Genomic DNA, 14168 nt, shown 5'->3' with positions numbered 1-14168 from the left:
AGATGGGCGGCCCCTCTACCCTGGGCAGACGCTGTTGTCCGTACATGAGGAGACCCGCCGTGCTCGTGCTCTTGCCGCCGTCCGAGGGAAAGGCCGCGAGCGGCTCCGGCGCCCCGTTGAAGCCGGAGTCGCTCTCGCTGCCCGGGCTGGCCGGTGCGCGGGCCGCGGTGCTGGACGAGCTCGTCGAGCTGTGCGCGGCCGACGAGGAGAAGGCGCGCGAGGTTCTCGGGCTGAGCGAGGGGCTGCGCGGGGAGGTCGCCAAGAACACCGGTCTGCGGACCGCGGGTGCCCGGCCCGCCGGGCAGATCTACACCGGAGTGCTGTACGACGCGCTCGGCCTCGCCTCGATGGACGCGGCGGCGCGGCAGCGGGCCGAGGACTCGCTGCTGGTCTTCTCGGGGCTGTGGGGCGCGGTACGGATCGCCGACCGGATCCCCTCGTACCGCTGCTCGATGGGGGTGAAGCTGCCGGGGCTCGGCGCGCTGGGCCCGTACTGGCGCGGGCCGATGGCCGAGGTCATGCCGGAGGCGGCGGGCGACGGCCTTGTGCTCGATCTGCGGTCCGCCGCGTACACCTCGGCGTGGAAGCCGAAGGGCGAGGTCGCCGGCCGTACGGCTTCGGTGCGGGTGCTCCACGCGCCGACCCGGAAGGTCGTCAGCCACTTCAACAAGGCGACGAAGGGGCGGATCGTACGGGACCTGCTCCTCGCGGACGCGGCTCCGGCCGGGCCCGACGAGCTGGTGGAAGTGCTGCGGGAACTGGGTTACGAGGTGGAGGCCCCGGGCCCGGTGAAGCCGGGCAAGCCCCGGGAGCTGGATGTACTGGTGGCCGAGATCCACTGAGCGGCAGCGCGGATGCGGGTAGGTCGGCAGCCGCGGACGCATGGGGGCAGAAACCGCCGCGCGTTGCACGGTGCGCAACGCGCGTTGCGCATGACGTGTGCGCCGGGGCAGGATGCCCGTATGACTTCCGTGCTTGACCTCGCCCCCGTCGTCCCTGTTGTCGTCATCGACGATGCCGCCGATGCCGTACCGCTGGCGCGGGCCCTGGTCGCGGGCGGGCTGCCCGCGATCGAGGTGACGCTGCGGACGCCCGCCGCGCTGGACGCGATCCGCGCCATCACCGCCGAGGTGCCGGAGGCCGTGGTCGGCGCCGGCACGGTGATCTCCCCCGACGGGGTCAAGCAGGCGGTGGCCGCGGGGTCCAGGTTCCTGGTCAGCCCCGGCTGGTCGGACCGGCTGCTCGGCGCGATGACCGAATCCGGCGTGCCGTTCCTGCCGGGGGTCTCCACGACCTCCGAGGTCGTGGAGCTGCTGGAGCGCGGGATCACCGGGATGAAGTTCTTCCCCGCGGAGGCGGCGGGCGGCACGGCCTATCTCAAGTCCCTGGGCGGGCCGCTTCCGCAGGCCAGGTTCTGCCCCACCGGCGGTATCTCGCTGGCGTCGGCACCCTCGTATCTGGCGCTGCCCAATGTGGCGTGCGTGGGCGGCACATGGATGCTGCCGGCCGATGCGGTGGCGGCGCGGGACTGGGACCGGGTGGAGCTGCTGGCCCGGGGCGCCGCGGCGCTGCGCGGCTGAACCACCGGGGGCCGGTTCCGCACAGTCGGCCCCCGGCCCCGCCCCTCCCCCTCGAACTCTCGCTCAGCTGCCCGACTGCTCAGCGCTCAGCGCAGGTGCGACGTGTCGTTCAGGACCCGTACGGACGCGTTGCCGTCGGCGTAGTACGCCACCGTCGACACCGAAGCCGCCGACAGCTCCATCCGGAACAGGGACTCCGGCGGTGCGCCCAGCGCGAGCCGTACCAGCGTCTTGATCGGTGTGACATGCGTGACCAGCAGCACCGTCGCGCCCCGGTGGTGTCCGACGAGGCGGTCGCGGGCCGCGGCGACCCTGCGGGTCACCGTCGCGAAGCTCTCGCCGCCGCCCGTCGGCGCCGCCTTCGCCGAAGCGAGCCAGGCGTCCATGTCGGCCGGGTAGCGTTCGCGTACCTCGCCGAAGGTCAGCCCCTCCCAGGCGCCGAAGTCCGCCTCGCGCAGGCCCTCTTCGATCCTTACCTCCAGACCCAGCCGGTCAGCGACCGTCCGAGCCGTCTCACGGCAGCGGCGCAGGGGTGAGGTGACGACCGCCTGGATCGTGCCGCGGGCGGCGAACGCGGCCGCGGCGTCGGCCGCCTGCCCGCGGCCGACGGCGGACAGCTCGGGGTCCGTGCCCCCACTGCCGGAGAACCGCTTGTGCGGAGTGAGCGCCGTCTCGCCGTGGCGCAGCAGGACGAAGGTCGCCGGAGCGCCCAGATCGGCCGGGGCCCAGCCGACGGACTGCGCCACAGCGGTCACGTCCAGGGCGGCCGGGCCCCGGGCTGCCCCGGTACGGGCGGCCGCGTCCCCGGCCGTGAGCTCCGCCGTCGAGGCGGACGGCTCCCACTGCCTGCCGTCCCGGCCCGCGTCCATCGCCTCATTGGCGAGCCGGTCCGCGTGCTTGTTCTGCGCGCGCGGGATCCACTCGTACGTCACCTGCGTACCCGGCAGCACCATCGCCGCCTCGGCGGCCAGCGGCTTCATGTCGGGGTGCTTGATCTGCCAGCGCCCCGACATCTGCTCGACGACCAGCTTGGAGTCCATCCGGACCCGGACCCGGGCCGCCGGGTCCAGCGCGGCGGCGGCGCGCAGCCCTGCGATCAGGCCCCGGTACTCGGCCACGTTGTTCGTCGCGATGCCGATGTACTCCGCGGCCTCGGCGAGCGTCTCCCCGCTGACCGGGTCGATGACGACGGCGCCGTAGCCGGCGGGCCCCGGGTTGCCCCGGGAACCGCCGTCCGCCTCCACGACGAACTGCCGCATCAGATGCCCGAGTCGGCCGTACGCACCAGGATGCGGCGGCAGTTCTCGCACCGCAGCACGGTGTCGGGGGAGGCCGCCTTGACCTCGTTCACCTCGGTGATGTTGAGCTCCAGGCGGCAGCCCTCGCAGCGTCGCTGGTAGAGCCGGGCCGCACCCACGCCGCCCTGCTGCTCCCGCAGCTTCTCGTAGAGCTTCATCAGGTCGGCGGGGACCGAACCGGCGACGATCTCGCGCTCCTTGGTGAGCGTGCCGGTCTCCCGGTCGATCTCCGCGGCGGCCACGTCCCGGCGCTCGGTGGCGTCGGCCACCTTGGCCTCGACGGACGAGACGCGCTCGGTGAGCTCGGCGGCCCGCTCCTGGGCGGACTCGCGGCGCTCCATGACCTCCAGGACCACGTCCTCCAGGTCGCCCTGGCGCTTGGCCAGCGAGGCGATCTCGCGCTGGAGGTTCTCCAGGTCCTTGGGCGAGCTGACCGCGCCGGAGTCGAGGCGCTGCTGATCACGGACCGAGCGCTGACGGACCTGGTCGACGTCCTGCTCGGCCTTGGTCTGCTCGCGTGCGGTGTCGCTCTCCTCGGTCTGCACGGCGACGCGCAGGTCACGGAGCTGGGTGAGGTCCTTGGTCAGGGAGTCGATCTCGGCGTGCTCCGGCAGCGACTTGCGCTTGTGTGCGAGCTGCGACAGACGTACGTCGAGGGACTGGACGTCGAGGAGTCGGATCTGGTCGGCGTGCGCGGCGTTCAGTTGGGGGCTCCAGAAGGATCGGTTGCGGTGGACGCCGCGTGGGCGGTCCAGGGGTCTGTGACCGTACGGGACACGTGGGTGCGCAGACCCCATCCGTGGCGGTCGGAAATCTCGTCGAGCTGGGCCGCGGCCTGGGTGCACCAGGGCCACTCGGTGGCCCAGTGCGCGGCGTCGAGCAGGCCGAGCGGCGACTGCTGCACGGCCTCGGACACCGGGTGGTGGCGCAGGTCCGCGGTGAGGAAGGCATCGACTCCGGCCGCGCGTGCGTGGCCGAAGAGGCTGTCGCCGGATCCGCCGCTGACCGCGACGGTACGGACGAGTGCGTCCGGGTCGCCCGCGGCGCGGACGCCCTGCGCGGTGGCGGGCAGCCGGGCCGCGGCCAGTGCGGCGAGCTCCCGAAGCGGCAGCGGATGGACCAGCTCGCAGACGCGGCCGAGACCGCGGCGGCCGAGCGGATCGGTGGGGTCCGGTACGAGCGGACCCACCACCCGCAGGTCCAGCGCGCCCGCGAGGGCGTCGGAGACCCCGGGGTCGGCGGTGTCGGCGTTGGTGTGCGCGACGTGCAGGGCGATGCCGTGTCTGATCAGGGTGTGGACGACCCGGCCCTTGAAGGTGTCGGCCGCGACCGTCGTCGTACCGCGCAGATAGAGCGGGTGGTGCGTGACGATCAGCTGGGCACCGAGCTTCACGGCCTCGTCGGCGATCTCCTGGACGGGGTCGACGGCGAAGAGTACGCGGTCGGTCTCATCGTCGGGGTCGCCGCAGACCGTGCCGACGGCGTCCCAGGATTCGGCCCGCTCGGGCGGCCACAGGACGTCGAGTGCGGAGAGGACTTCAGACAGACGGGGCACGCCTACAAGGTTACCTGCGCTCCGTGCCCCTGCTGCCGGTCGGTCCCGCCGGAGCTGCCGCGCCGACCGTCTCCACCTTGAGCTGGTCGTACTTCTCCGCGAGCACACCCACCCCCTCCTCCTCAGGTGAATACCGGGACAGCCACCCGTATGTGTGAAGCGACCGGCCCGGGCCGACTCGGCAGGACGTGCGAAAACTAGCTTCGGTGTCCGGAGGTGACCAAAATATGACGGCCTTGGCCACGAAAACCGCGACACCGACAGCGACACCGCAAGCAACAGCGACAGCGACAGCGATCGTCGTACGGACCGCCGCAGCGGGCAGCGGGGAGGACAGGGCGGAGCGCCGCGCGGAGGACACCGCGGAGCCGGGCGCCGTACCCGAGATGGGTCTCACCATCGCCGACGACGGTTCCTACGCGGCCCGGCTGGCCCGCCGCGCCGGGGACGCCTGGTTCCCCGAGCGCTGGACCCTGGACGGCCCGGAGCCGTACGCGGTGGAGCTGCCCGGCAACCAGCCCGAGGAACCCGGTTCCGATGTGCTGCCGATGGCCGACGGCCGGGTGCTGATCCGGCGGTCCGTGGACGGCCGGCACGCCTTCTCACTGCTCTACCCGACCGGGCCCGGCACCGGTGAACTGCCGCTGGGCGCTGTCGAGTGCGAGCAGCTGACGCTGCTGCCGCCCGCGCCCGGCGGCAGCAGCGCTTACGCACTGGAGCCCCGTGCGCACATGACCACCGTCTGGCTGGTGGCGGGCGGCGCCTTCGGGCCCGAGCGCGTCGCCGATGTGCCGGGGCGCTGCACCGGCGGGGTGTGGCTGGACCGTGGAGGCCGGATGCTGGCGCTCGACCGGGAGGCGGGCGGGGTCACCAAGGCGGTCGCTGTCGATCTGGAGCGGGGCGGCGAGGTCACTCCGCTGCTCCAGATCGCCGACGGAAGCGAGGACCGGCTGCTGCTCGCCGACCCGGACAGCGGTCTGCTGCTCGTACGGTCGGACGCGCCGGGGGACGAACGGCTGGGCTGGGGGGTACTGGGGAGCAGCCGGCCGATCCGGTTCCCGGAGTCCCTGCGGCTGGAGGACGCGCTGCTGACGCCGTTCGCCGTGCAGCCCGGGCAGATGCTCATGCCGGAGAGCTGCGGTGTCGCGCTGCGGATCGCGAGCGCGGCGGGCAGCCGGCTCGGCGTGTGGCGCCCCGCGGGGCGGCGACTGCTGCAACTGGACGCGCCCGAGGGGTGGTTGCCGGGTGCGGGGCTGTGGAGCACGGAGGGAGTGCTCCGACTGCCCTGCGCCACGGGGGCCGCGCCGGTCGGCGTGGTGGACATCGCACCGCTCGGCGGGCTGCCGCTCGATCTCCGGATGGTGTCCCAGGGCGACGGGGTCACAGAACCCGCACAAGCGGAAGCCGCTGGTCAGGAACCATGCGCGGCCCAGATGTCTCCTCTTGTGTGCAAGCCCGTACCGTTGCAGCAGGCGCCTCTGCCGAGCCGCCCGCCGCGTGGTTAGAATCGCGGGCCCGCACACGCAGAATTGATCGAGTTCGCATGATCACTTGAAGCGCGGGCACAGCACCGCAGCACCGCAGTACGGCAGCACCGCAGCACAGCACGGCAAAGTACCGAACACAGCGATTTGACGGGGGAGATTTCCCATCATGTCTGAAGCCAGGACCGACATAGCCCAGTCGCGCCCGCAGCCTGCGGCCGCCGGCCGGGGCGAAGCCGGAGGCTCCGGAAAGCACCGGGGGGGTGCGGCGTCCACCGAGGCGTCCGAGGCGGAGACCAACGGCCGCCATCGCCGCTCGGCGGAACAGCAGCACTCGAACGCGGCCTGACAGTCCGCGCACGCACAACCGCTCACGCACGACGAGTTCACGTACAACCGCTCACGCAGAACTGCTCACGTACAACCGCTCCACGCGCACCGGAAGGGCCGGCCCCCGTTTCAGGCGGAGGCCGGCCCTTCCGCCGTGCCGCCGGGCGTCAGCCGTGTTTGAGGCCCAGGACCTCCGCGGCGGCGAAGGTCTCGTTCGGCGGGCGGTCGGCGTAGTACGGCGAGATCACCTCGTCCAGTTCCTCGTACGAGAACACCGTCTTCGCCGTGTCGAACTTCGCCGCCACCTTGGGCCGTTCCACCACGGCCACCATGCCGCCGTGCACCACCAGCAGCTGGCCGTTGACCTTCGAGGCCGCAGGGGAGGCGAGATAGCCGACGAGCGGTGAGACGTGTTCGGGTGCCAGCGGGTCCAGTTCGCCGGCGTCCGGTTCGCCGAAGCCCGCGAACACGTCCTCTGTCATCCGGGTCCTGGCACGCGGGCAGATCACATTGGCGGTGACGCCGTACTTGGCGAGTGCCAGCGCCGTCGACGTCGTGAGCCCCACGATGCCGCCCTTGGCCGCCGCGTAGTTCGGCTGGCCCGCCGAGCCGGCGAGGAACGCCTCCGACGAGGTGTTGACGATCCGGCCGTAGACCGGGCCGCCCGCCGCCTTGGACCGCTCACGCCAGTGCACCGAAGCGAAGTGGGTGGTGTTGAAGTGGCCCTTGAGGTGGACCCGGATCACCGAGTCCCACTCGTTCTCCGTCATCGAGAAGACCATCCGGTCCCGCAGGATGCCCGCGTTGTTGACCAGGATGTCGAGCTTTCCGTACGTGTCGACGGCCAGCTGGACGAGGGCGCGGGCCTGTTCGTGGTCCGCGACATCGCCGAGGTGGGCGACCGCCTGTCCGCCGGCCGCGCGGATCTCGGCTGCGACCTCTTCGGCGGGTGCGGCGGACGCCTCGCCGGAACCGTCGCGGCCCGGCTGGCCGAAGTCGTTGACGACGACGCTCGCACCGAGCCGGGCGAGTTCGAGCGCTTCGGCACGGCCGAGGCCGCGGCCGGCCCCGGTGACGATCGCGGACAGGCCATCAAGTGGCAAGGACATGGACGAGCTCTCCTTACAGGTCTGCGGGTACCGGCGGTCCGGCTCCGGGCGCACCGGGCACTCTCGTACTCAGGGCGCTCCGGGCGCCTGCGCTCCGGGGGCCCGGGGGCCCGCTCCGGTGCTCCGTGGGGTCCGCTCCGGTGCTCCGGTGGTCAGATCTCGATGCAGGTGCGCAGCGCCTCGCCGGAGCGCATCTGGTCCAGCGCGTCGTTGATCCCGGCGAGTTTCACCCGGTGGGTGATCAGCCCTTCGAGATCGATACGGCCCGACCGCCAGAGCGAGATGGCCCGCTCGTACGAACGGACCACATCCCCCCCGCCGTACATGGAGGGCAGGATCCGCTTCTCGTCGAAGAACAGCTCGAACATGTTGAGCTGGAGGAAGTCGTCCATGGCGCCCGCGCCGACGATGCAGAGGGTGCCGCCGCGCCGGGTCGTCTCATACGCCGTGCGGGCGGTGGCCGACTTGCCGACGACCTCGAAGACGTAGTCGAAGCCCTCCCCCGCCGTGATGCGCTGCTTGGCGTCGTTCAGCGCGTCCGGTGCCACGGCCTCCGTCGCGCCGAAGGTCAGCGCGGCCTCCCGGCGGGAGGCCACCGGGTCGACGGCGACGATCTGTGACGCGCCCTTGAGACGTGCGCCCTGGATGGCGGAGATGCCGACGCCTCCGCAGCCGATCACGGCGACCGACGAACCGGCCTCCACATCGGCGGTGTTGATGGCGGCGCCGAGTCCGGTGGTCACCCCGCAGCCGATGAGCGCCGCGATCTCGAACGGCACGTCGTCGGGGATCGGCACCGCGCACCCGGCCCCCACGACGACCTCCTCGGTGAAGGTGCCGGTTCCGGCGAAGCCGAAGACATCGCCGCCGGGGCGCTTGAAGTTGGGGGTGCCCGCGTTCATGAAACCGGCGAGGCAGAGTTCGGTCTGGCCGCGTTTGCAGGCCGGACAGGTACCGCAGGCGGGCAGCCAGCAGATCACCACCCGGTCCCCCTGCTTGACGCCCGTCACCCCGTCGCCCACGTCGAGGATCTCGCCGGCGCCCTCGTGGCCGGGCACGAACGGCGCGGGCTGCGGCAGCACGCCGTTCATCGCCGAGACGTCCGAGTGGCAGAGGCCGGTGGCCCGGACCCTGATCCTCACCTTGCCGGGGCCGAAGCCCACCGCCTCGATGTCGTCGAGGACTTCGAGCTTGTCCTGGCCAATCTCATGCAGTACGGCTGCGCGCATGGTGCGGCTCCTCACATACGGCTGGTTCCGGTGGATCAGGGGTGGATGGCCGGGCGGACCTCAGTGGTGGGTGACGACCGTGTCGGCGAGGACCGGCGCCTCGTCCCGCTCGACGGCCGAGACCGTCACCTGGACCCGGCCCGGCGACTGCCACATCCGGATCCTGAGCGTCTCGCCGGGGAAGACGACACCGGCGAAGCGGGTGGTGTACGAGTCGACGCGGGCCACGTCGCCGCCCAGCGCCGTGTCGACCACGGCCTTGAGCGTCATTCCGTACGAGCAGAGCCCGTGCAGGATGGGCCGGTCGAACCCGGCGAGCTTGGCGAACTCCGGGTCGGCGTGCAGCGGGTTCCAGTCGCCGGAGAGCCGGTAGAGCAGCGCCTGGTCCTCGCGGATGGGGCGGTCCTCGGTGCGGTCGGGGGCCCGGTCGGGCAGTTCGAGCCGGGCGGAGGGGCCGCGCTCGCCGCCGAAACCGCCCTCCCCGCGTACGAAGATCTGCGAGTCGCTGGTCCACAACGGGCCCTGTTCGTCGGCGACTTCGGAGCGCAGCACGATGACGGCCGCTTTCCCCTTGTCGTACACCGCCTGGACCCGGGCGGTGGTGACCGCCGATCCCTTGACCGGGATCGGCCGGTGCAGGACGACGGTCTGCCCGCCGTGCAGGACGGCCGCCAGGTTCACATCGATGCCCGGTGCGGCGAGACCGCCCATCAGCGCCATGCCGGCGCCCGCGACGGTCGCGAAGCTGGGCAGCACATGGAGCCTGGACTCCAGGGTGTAGCGCAGCTCGTCGGCGCCGGTGGCCGGCCGGCCCGCGCCGATTCCCAGGTGGTAGAGCTGGATGTCCTTGTGGTCCCAGGCGATCTCGCCGGAGCGGGGCTCGGCTGCGACGGCCTCTGCGGCATCAATGGGCATGGGGCAAGCGCTCCTTGACGGTGGAAAGACCTCGGTGCGACCGTCCGCACCGTCAGGCGCACCGAGGTCGTACGGGACCGGCCTCCGGCGCCCTTTATAGAACGCGTTCTAGGCCGATGGCCCCATGTATAACGCACCCCTCATGAGTTGTGAAGACTGCTGACGCCACGTCAGATCCGGCCTTGACTCGCTGCCATGACATCCGGCCACGGCGTGCGGCCGTGACATTTGTCCCGGGCGGCTGCGTACAACCGCATCTGTCCGCGGCGCCGCCCGGCTCCGTAGCGTGGGGGCATGACGCAGACAGCAGACACCGGACCCGCGGTGAGCTTCACGGGAGCGGTCAAGACGTTCGGGGCGGTGCGGGCCGTGGACGGCGCCGACCTGGAGATCCAGCGCGGGGAGACCGTCGCCCTGCTGGGGCGCAACGGGGCCGGAAAGTCCACCACGATCAGTCTGCTGCTCGGCCTCGACGAGCCCGACAGCGGGCAGGTGCGGCTCTTCGGCCGGGCCCCCGCGCAGGCGGTCGGGGCAGGTCTGGTGGGCGCGATGCTCCAGGCGGGGCAGCCCATCCCCCGCGTAACGGTGCGGGAGCTGGTGGCCTTCGTGGCCAGCACGTATCCGCGCCCGCTCCCGGTCACCGAGGCGCTGGACATGGCCGGGCTCGGCGAGTACGGAGCACGCCGGGTCGACAAGCTCTCCGGCGGCCAGATGCAGCGGGTCAGGTTCGCCGTCGCGCTCGCCGGGAATCCGGAGCTGATCGTGCTCGACGAGCCGACGGCCGCGCTCGACGTGGAGGCCAGGCGGGCGTTCTGGGAGTCGATGCGGGCGTACGCGCGGCGCGGCAACACCGTGCTCTTCTCCACGCACTACCTGGAGGAGGCCGACAGCAACGCCGACCGCATCGTGGTCATCCACCAGGGCCGCATCGTCGCCGACGGCAGCTCCGAGGTGCTCAAGCGCGCGGCGGGCGGCAGCCTGGTCTCGTTCGACCTCGCGGGGGCCGGTACCGAGGGGCTCCAGGTGCTGCCCGGGGTCACCGCCGTGGAGATCCGCGGGGACCGGGCCTCACTGCGTACGGACGACTCGGACGCCACCGTCGTCGCCCTGGCGGAGCAGGGCGCGATCCGCGGCCTCGCGGTCGCCCCGGCGACGCTGGAGGACGCCTTCCTGGCCCTGACCTCGCAGGGGAGCCCGCTCCCCAGCCGCACGGACGGCGCCGCCCCCACCCGGGGGAGCGCCGGGATCCCGTCCCGCACCACCACACAGGAAGCAGCGGTCTGATGCTGGAATACGTCAAGCTCGAAGTCCGGCGGACGCTGCGCGACCCCGGGTTCGTCATCTTCGGCATCGGTATGCCGGTCGTGATGTATCTGCTGTTCACCAACATCGGTCCGACCGACTCAGGCTCGGCGGCCTGGCGGGTCACCTCGATGGTCGGCATGGCCGCGTACGGCGCACTGGGCGCCGCCCTGGGCGTCGGCACCGGGGTCGCGTCCGACAAGTCCCTCGGCTGGCTGCGCCAGTTGCGGGTGACCCCGCTGCCGCCCTCGCAGGTGGTGCTGGGCCGGGCGGTCTCCGGTTCGGTGACCGTACTGCCGGGGATCGTGGCGGTGCTGCTGGCCGGGGCGCTCATCAACGGCGTACGGATCGACGCCTGGCAGTGGGCCGTCCTCACCCTGCTGCTGTGGATCGGCGCGCTGCCCTTCACGCTGCTGGGGATCGGCAACGGGTACCGGCTCACCGCCCAGACCACGGGTGTGGTGAACGTGGCGTGTCTGATGGGGCTCGCCATCGTGGGCGGGCTGTGGTTCCCGGTCGACGCCTTTCCCGGCTGGCTGCGGTCCGTCGCCCGCTACACCCCGACCAACCGCTTCGCCGAGCTGGGCTGGTCCACCACCCAGGGCAGCGCGCCCGCCCTCGGCACGGTGGCGGTGCTCGCCGGCTGGCTGCTGGCGTTCGGTACGTACGCGGTGATCTCGTACCGTCGGTCCGCGAGGACCGTGTGACGGGAGAGACCATGCAGGAGAAGCTGGATCCACTGCGGCAGTGGATCGGAGGGTGTGCCCAGCGCCGCAGGGAACGGGTGGCGCGCCGGCGGCCGGGGCCGCCGAACGCGTTCACGCTGATGCCCTGGCTGCTGCTCGGCCTGGGCAGTTTCTCCAACCTGATCGGCGGCCGGACACCGAACCCGTGGATCGGCGGTGCCGGACTGCTGGCCTTCAACTCCCTCTACATCTCCGTGGCGATGCGGGCGTTCGACAAGAGGAAGCGCCAGAGCCGTACGACACTCTGGCTGCTCGGTGCGCTGGCCGCCGTCACCTACGGGCTGGCTCTCGGTTACGGGGGCAGCTGGCTGCTGTTCTTCCCGCTGCTCTCGCTGGCCGTCGGCACCACGCTGCGCGACCGGAAGCTCGGCTTCACACTGATGGTCCTCTCGGCCTCCGCCGGATACATCTCCGGCACGGAGGGACACAGCCCGTGGGACCCGTGGACGCTGGGGTACGGCACGTTCATCTCGGGCGCGGTGACCGCCGGACTCCTGGCGCTCTCCGAAACAGTCATGGAACTGCGCGCCACCCGTCAGGAACTGGCCCGTACGGCCGTCGAGAAGGAGCGGCTGCGTTTCTCGCGCGATCTGCACGATCTGCTCGGTCACACCCTCTCGGTGATCGTGGTGAAGTCGGAGGCGGCCCGGCGGCTCGCACCGCGCGACATCGACGCGGCTCTCGGCCAGATCTCCGACATCGAGACCGTCGGCAGGCAGGCCCTCACCGAGATCCGCGAGGCGGTCACCGGGTACCGGGACGCCAGCCTCGCCAGCGAACTGGACAGTGCCCGCTCCATGCTGACCGCCGCCGGGATCGAGCCCCTCGTACGGCAGTCGGGGCCGCCGCTGGAGCCGCAGAGCGCGTCCCTGCTCGGCTGGGTCGTCAGGGAGGCCGTCACCAACACCGTGCGGCACAGCAAGGCCACCCGGTGCGAGATCGCCGTGGACGGCGAGAAGCCCGAACGTGTGCGGCTGGTGATCAGTGACAATGGGCGCGGCGTAGGCTCGACGCCACCCGGCAGCGGGCTGAAGGGCCTGACCGAACGTCTCGCGGCGGCGGGCGGCTCACTGGATGCGGGCCCCGGCCGGTCCGGCTTCCGCCTGGTGGCCGAACTGCCGGTGGAGACCGCCGTACCGGGCCCGGCGCCGGGGGTGGTGCCCGCCCCGGAGTGACCGGCAGACCGCCGGGCACCGATTGCCCGAGTGACCACAGATTGGGAGAGCAGCGAATGATCCGAGTCCTCCTCGCCGAAGACCAGGGCATGATGCGGGGAGCGCTCGCTCTGCTCCTCGGCCTTGAGGAGGACATCGAGGTGGTCGCCCAGGTGGCCACCGGCGACGCGATCGTCGCGGCGGTGCTGGACGCGAACCCCGATGTGGCGCTGCTCGACATCGAACTCCCCGGCCGCAGCGGGCTCGACGCGGCCGCCGAGCTGCGGACGCGGGCCCCGGGGTGCCGGGTGCTGATCCTCACCACGTTCGGCAGGCCCGGCTACCTGCGCCGCGCGATGGAGGCGGGCGCGGCGGGCTTCCTGGTCAAGGACGGTCCGGTGGAGGATCTGGCCGCCGCGATCCGCCGGGTGCTGGCCGGTGAGACGGTCATCGACCCCGCCCTGGCCGCGGCCGCCCTGAGCGCGGGGCCCAGCCCGCTGACGGCGCGCGAGTGCGATGTGCTGAACGCGTCGGTGGACGGGGCGACCGTCTCCGACATCGCGGGGAAGCTGCACCTCTCGGAGTCGACGGTCCGCAACTACCTCTCGTCCGCGATCGGCAAGACCGGCACCCGCAACCGCATGGAGGCCGTACGGTCGGCCCGGCAGCAGGGCTGGCTGTAGCCCCGCAGGCCGGTCTCCCGGCAGCGAGGCGGCGGCAGGCCCCCGCCGGCGGGGCGCGGTCAGCCGCCCGACGGCTCCGACGAGGAGACCGGGCGGCCGGTCACCCGCGTACGGGCCCCGGGCATCCACACCAGCATCAGCACCGCACCGGCGAGCAGGACGAACCCGCCGCACCGGAACGCCAGCGCGTAACCCTCGGTCAGCGCCTCGGCCCCGGTGCCGCCCCGGGCACGGGAGGCGGCGACGGTGGAGAGGACCGCCAGGCCAAGCGAACCGCCCAGCGTACGGGAGGTGTTGACCAGACCGGAGACCAGACCCGCGTCGCCCGGCGCCGCACCCGACGTGGCGAGCGAGGCGAGCGGCGTCATGGCGAGACCGGCACCGGCCATCATCAGCACACCGGGCAGCATGATCGAAGTGAGATAGGCGCCGTACGCCGTCATCGTCGACTGCCAGCCGAATCCGGCCACGGTGATCAGGATGCCGGCGACCGCCACGTTCTTGGCCGCCGAACCGGGACATCAGCCGCGGGGCGAACTTGGACCCGGCGATGACGGTCAACGAGCTGGGTACGAGGGCGAGTCCGGCCACGAACGGCGTGTAGCCCAGCACGTTCTGGGCGTACAGCGTCATGAAGAACCACATGCCGAAGCTGCCCGTGCCACAGACGAACATCGCCTGTCCGACCGCAAGCGCTCCACGCTTCGGGCGAAGCCCCCCGGGGGCTGGAGCGGGCAGACATGACGGAGCCCCCTCACCGGTTGGGAGGGGGCTCCGTCAGTG

The 14168-nt window shown here is 72.1% G+C and carries 14 protein-coding genes and 1 pseudogene; 8 read left to right on the top strand and 7 right to left on the bottom strand.

The features are described 5' to 3' along the window. Positions 1-59: 59 nt before the first annotated feature. Positions 60-842, top strand: coding sequence for a peroxide stress protein YaaA (gene yaaA / locus OG452_RS25885; RefSeq protein WP_327297961.1), 783 nt, complete (start codon positions 60-62; stop codon positions 840-842). A 120-nt stretch (positions 843-962) separates the two neighbouring features. Then, the gene (eda, locus tag OG452_RS25880; protein WP_327297960.1) at positions 963-1580 is read left to right on the top strand and encodes a bifunctional 4-hydroxy-2-oxoglutarate aldolase/2-dehydro-3-deoxy-phosphogluconate aldolase; all 618 of its coding nucleotides are present in this window, start codon (positions 963-965) and stop codon (positions 1578-1580) included. Positions 1581-1666: 86 nt separating this feature from the next. Here eda and OG452_RS25875 read toward each other — a convergent pair whose 3' ends face one another. The 3 genes from OG452_RS25875 to OG452_RS25865 are packed head-to-tail and all read right to left on the bottom strand — an operon-like array spanning position 1667 to position 4433. Then, positions 1667-2839, bottom strand: a complete 1173-nt coding sequence (locus tag OG452_RS25875; protein WP_327299783.1) for a bifunctional RNase H/acid phosphatase — start codon at positions 2837-2839, stop codon at positions 1667-1669. Then, the gene (locus OG452_RS25870) at positions 2839-3582 is read right to left on the bottom strand and encodes a zinc ribbon domain-containing protein (RefSeq protein WP_327299782.1); all 744 of its coding nucleotides are present in this window, start codon (positions 3580-3582) and stop codon (positions 2839-2841) included. Before OG452_RS25870 ends, OG452_RS25875 begins: the two co-directional genes overlap by 1 nt. Next, entirely contained in the window at positions 3579-4433 is an 855-nt protein-coding gene (locus OG452_RS25865) for a Nif3-like dinuclear metal center hexameric protein (protein ID WP_327297959.1), read from the bottom strand. Before OG452_RS25865 ends, OG452_RS25870 begins: the two co-directional genes overlap by 4 nt. A 227-nt stretch (positions 4434-4660) precedes the next feature. Here OG452_RS25865 and OG452_RS25860 point away from each other — a divergent pair, with 227 nt between their 5' ends. After that, positions 4661-5938 (top strand): hypothetical protein, encoded by a 1278-nt coding sequence (locus tag OG452_RS25860; protein ID WP_327297958.1) that lies wholly within the window; start codon positions 4661-4663, stop codon positions 5936-5938. A gap of 148 nt (positions 5939-6086) precedes the next feature. Further along, positions 6087-6266 carry a hypothetical protein gene (locus OG452_RS25855; RefSeq protein WP_327297957.1) on the top strand — a complete coding sequence of 60 codons (180 nt, stop codon included), beginning with the start codon at positions 6087-6089 and terminating at the stop codon, positions 6264-6266. 148 nt (positions 6267-6414) lie between these two features. Here the strand turns inward: OG452_RS25855 and OG452_RS25850 are convergent, their stop codons facing one another. The 3 genes from OG452_RS25850 to OG452_RS25840 all read right to left on the bottom strand — a co-directional run bounded on the left by OG452_RS25850 (position 6415) and on the right by OG452_RS25840 (position 9500). After that, on the bottom strand, positions 6415-7356 hold the full coding sequence (locus OG452_RS25850) for a 3-oxoacyl-ACP reductase (RefSeq protein ID WP_327297956.1): 942 nt from the start codon (positions 7354-7356) through the stop codon (positions 6415-6417). Positions 7357-7508: 152 nt separating this feature from the next. Next, complete coding sequence (locus tag OG452_RS25845; RefSeq protein WP_327297955.1) at positions 7509-8585, bottom strand: Zn-dependent alcohol dehydrogenase; 1077 nt, start codon at positions 8583-8585, stop codon at positions 7509-7511. 60 nt (positions 8586-8645) lie between these two features. Next, a complete protein-coding gene (locus OG452_RS25840; RefSeq protein WP_327297954.1) occupies positions 8646-9500 on the bottom strand; it encodes a MaoC/PaaZ C-terminal domain-containing protein in 855 nt (284 codons plus the stop codon). Between the two features lie 324 nt (positions 9501-9824). On the opposite strand from OG452_RS25840, the gene OG452_RS25835 reads away from it, so the two are divergent. From OG452_RS25835 to OG452_RS25820, 4 genes are read left to right on the top strand one after another with little or no spacing between them, the layout of a single operon-like run. Beyond that, a complete protein-coding gene (locus OG452_RS25835) occupies positions 9825-10784 on the top strand; it encodes an ABC transporter ATP-binding protein (RefSeq protein WP_327299781.1) in 960 nt (319 codons plus the stop codon). Next, positions 10784-11509, top strand: coding sequence for an ABC transporter permease (locus OG452_RS25830; RefSeq protein WP_327297953.1), 726 nt, complete (start codon positions 10784-10786; stop codon positions 11507-11509). Before OG452_RS25835 ends, OG452_RS25830 begins: the two co-directional genes overlap by 1 nt. A gap of 11 nt (positions 11510-11520) precedes the next feature. Further along, the gene (locus tag OG452_RS25825) at positions 11521-12723 is read left to right on the top strand and encodes a sensor histidine kinase (RefSeq protein WP_442810090.1); all 1203 of its coding nucleotides are present in this window, start codon (positions 11521-11523) and stop codon (positions 12721-12723) included. 56 nt (positions 12724-12779) lie between these two features. Then, a complete protein-coding gene (locus OG452_RS25820; RefSeq protein WP_327297952.1) occupies positions 12780-13385 on the top strand; it encodes a response regulator transcription factor in 606 nt (201 codons plus the stop codon). A 59-nt stretch (positions 13386-13444) separates the two neighbouring features. Here OG452_RS25820 and OG452_RS25815 read toward each other — a convergent pair. Continuing rightward, a pseudogene (locus tag OG452_RS25815) lies at positions 13445-14087 on the bottom strand (MFS transporter); the annotation flags it as partial. Between the last annotated feature and the right edge of the window lie 81 nt (positions 14088-14168).

Source organism: Streptomyces sp. NBC_01197 (genome assembly GCF_036010505.1).
Taxonomy (GTDB): Bacteria; Actinomycetota; Actinomycetes; order Streptomycetales; family Streptomycetaceae; genus Streptomyces.
This window is presented reverse-complemented; position numbering and strand designations above follow the sequence as displayed.

Bases quoted from the DNA above. Each gene is read 5' to 3' on its own strand.
- OG452_RS25840 (WP_327297954.1), bottom strand. From the start codon at position 9,500: ATGCCCATTGATGCCGCAGAGGCCGTCGCAGCCGAGCCCCGCTCCGGC.
- OG452_RS25820 (WP_327297952.1), top strand. From the start codon at position 12,780: ATGATCCGAGTCCTCCTCGCCGAAGACCAGGGCATGATGCGGGGAGCG.
- OG452_RS25830 (WP_327297953.1), top strand. From the start codon at position 10,784: ATGCTGGAATACGTCAAGCTCGAAGTCCGGCGGACGCTGCGCGACCCC.
- OG452_RS25850 (WP_327297956.1), bottom strand. From the start codon at position 7,356: ATGTCCTTGCCACTTGATGGCCTGTCCGCGATCGTCACCGGGGCCGGC.
- OG452_RS25845 (WP_327297955.1), bottom strand. From the start codon at position 8,585: ATGCGCGCAGCCGTACTGCATGAGATTGGCCAGGACAAGCTCGAAGTC.
- OG452_RS25825 (WP_442810090.1), top strand. From the start codon at position 11,521: ATGCAGGAGAAGCTGGATCCACTGCGGCAGTGGATCGGAGGGTGTGCC.
- OG452_RS25860 (WP_327297958.1), top strand. From the start codon at position 4,661: ATGACGGCCTTGGCCACGAAAACCGCGACACCGACAGCGACACCGCAA.
- OG452_RS25875 (WP_327299783.1), bottom strand. From the start codon at position 2,839: ATGCGGCAGTTCGTCGTGGAGGCGGACGGCGGTTCCCGGGGCAACCCG.
- eda (WP_327297960.1), top strand. From the start codon at position 963: ATGACTTCCGTGCTTGACCTCGCCCCCGTCGTCCCTGTTGTCGTCATC.
- OG452_RS25855 (WP_327297957.1), top strand. From the start codon at position 6,087: ATGTCTGAAGCCAGGACCGACATAGCCCAGTCGCGCCCGCAGCCTGCG.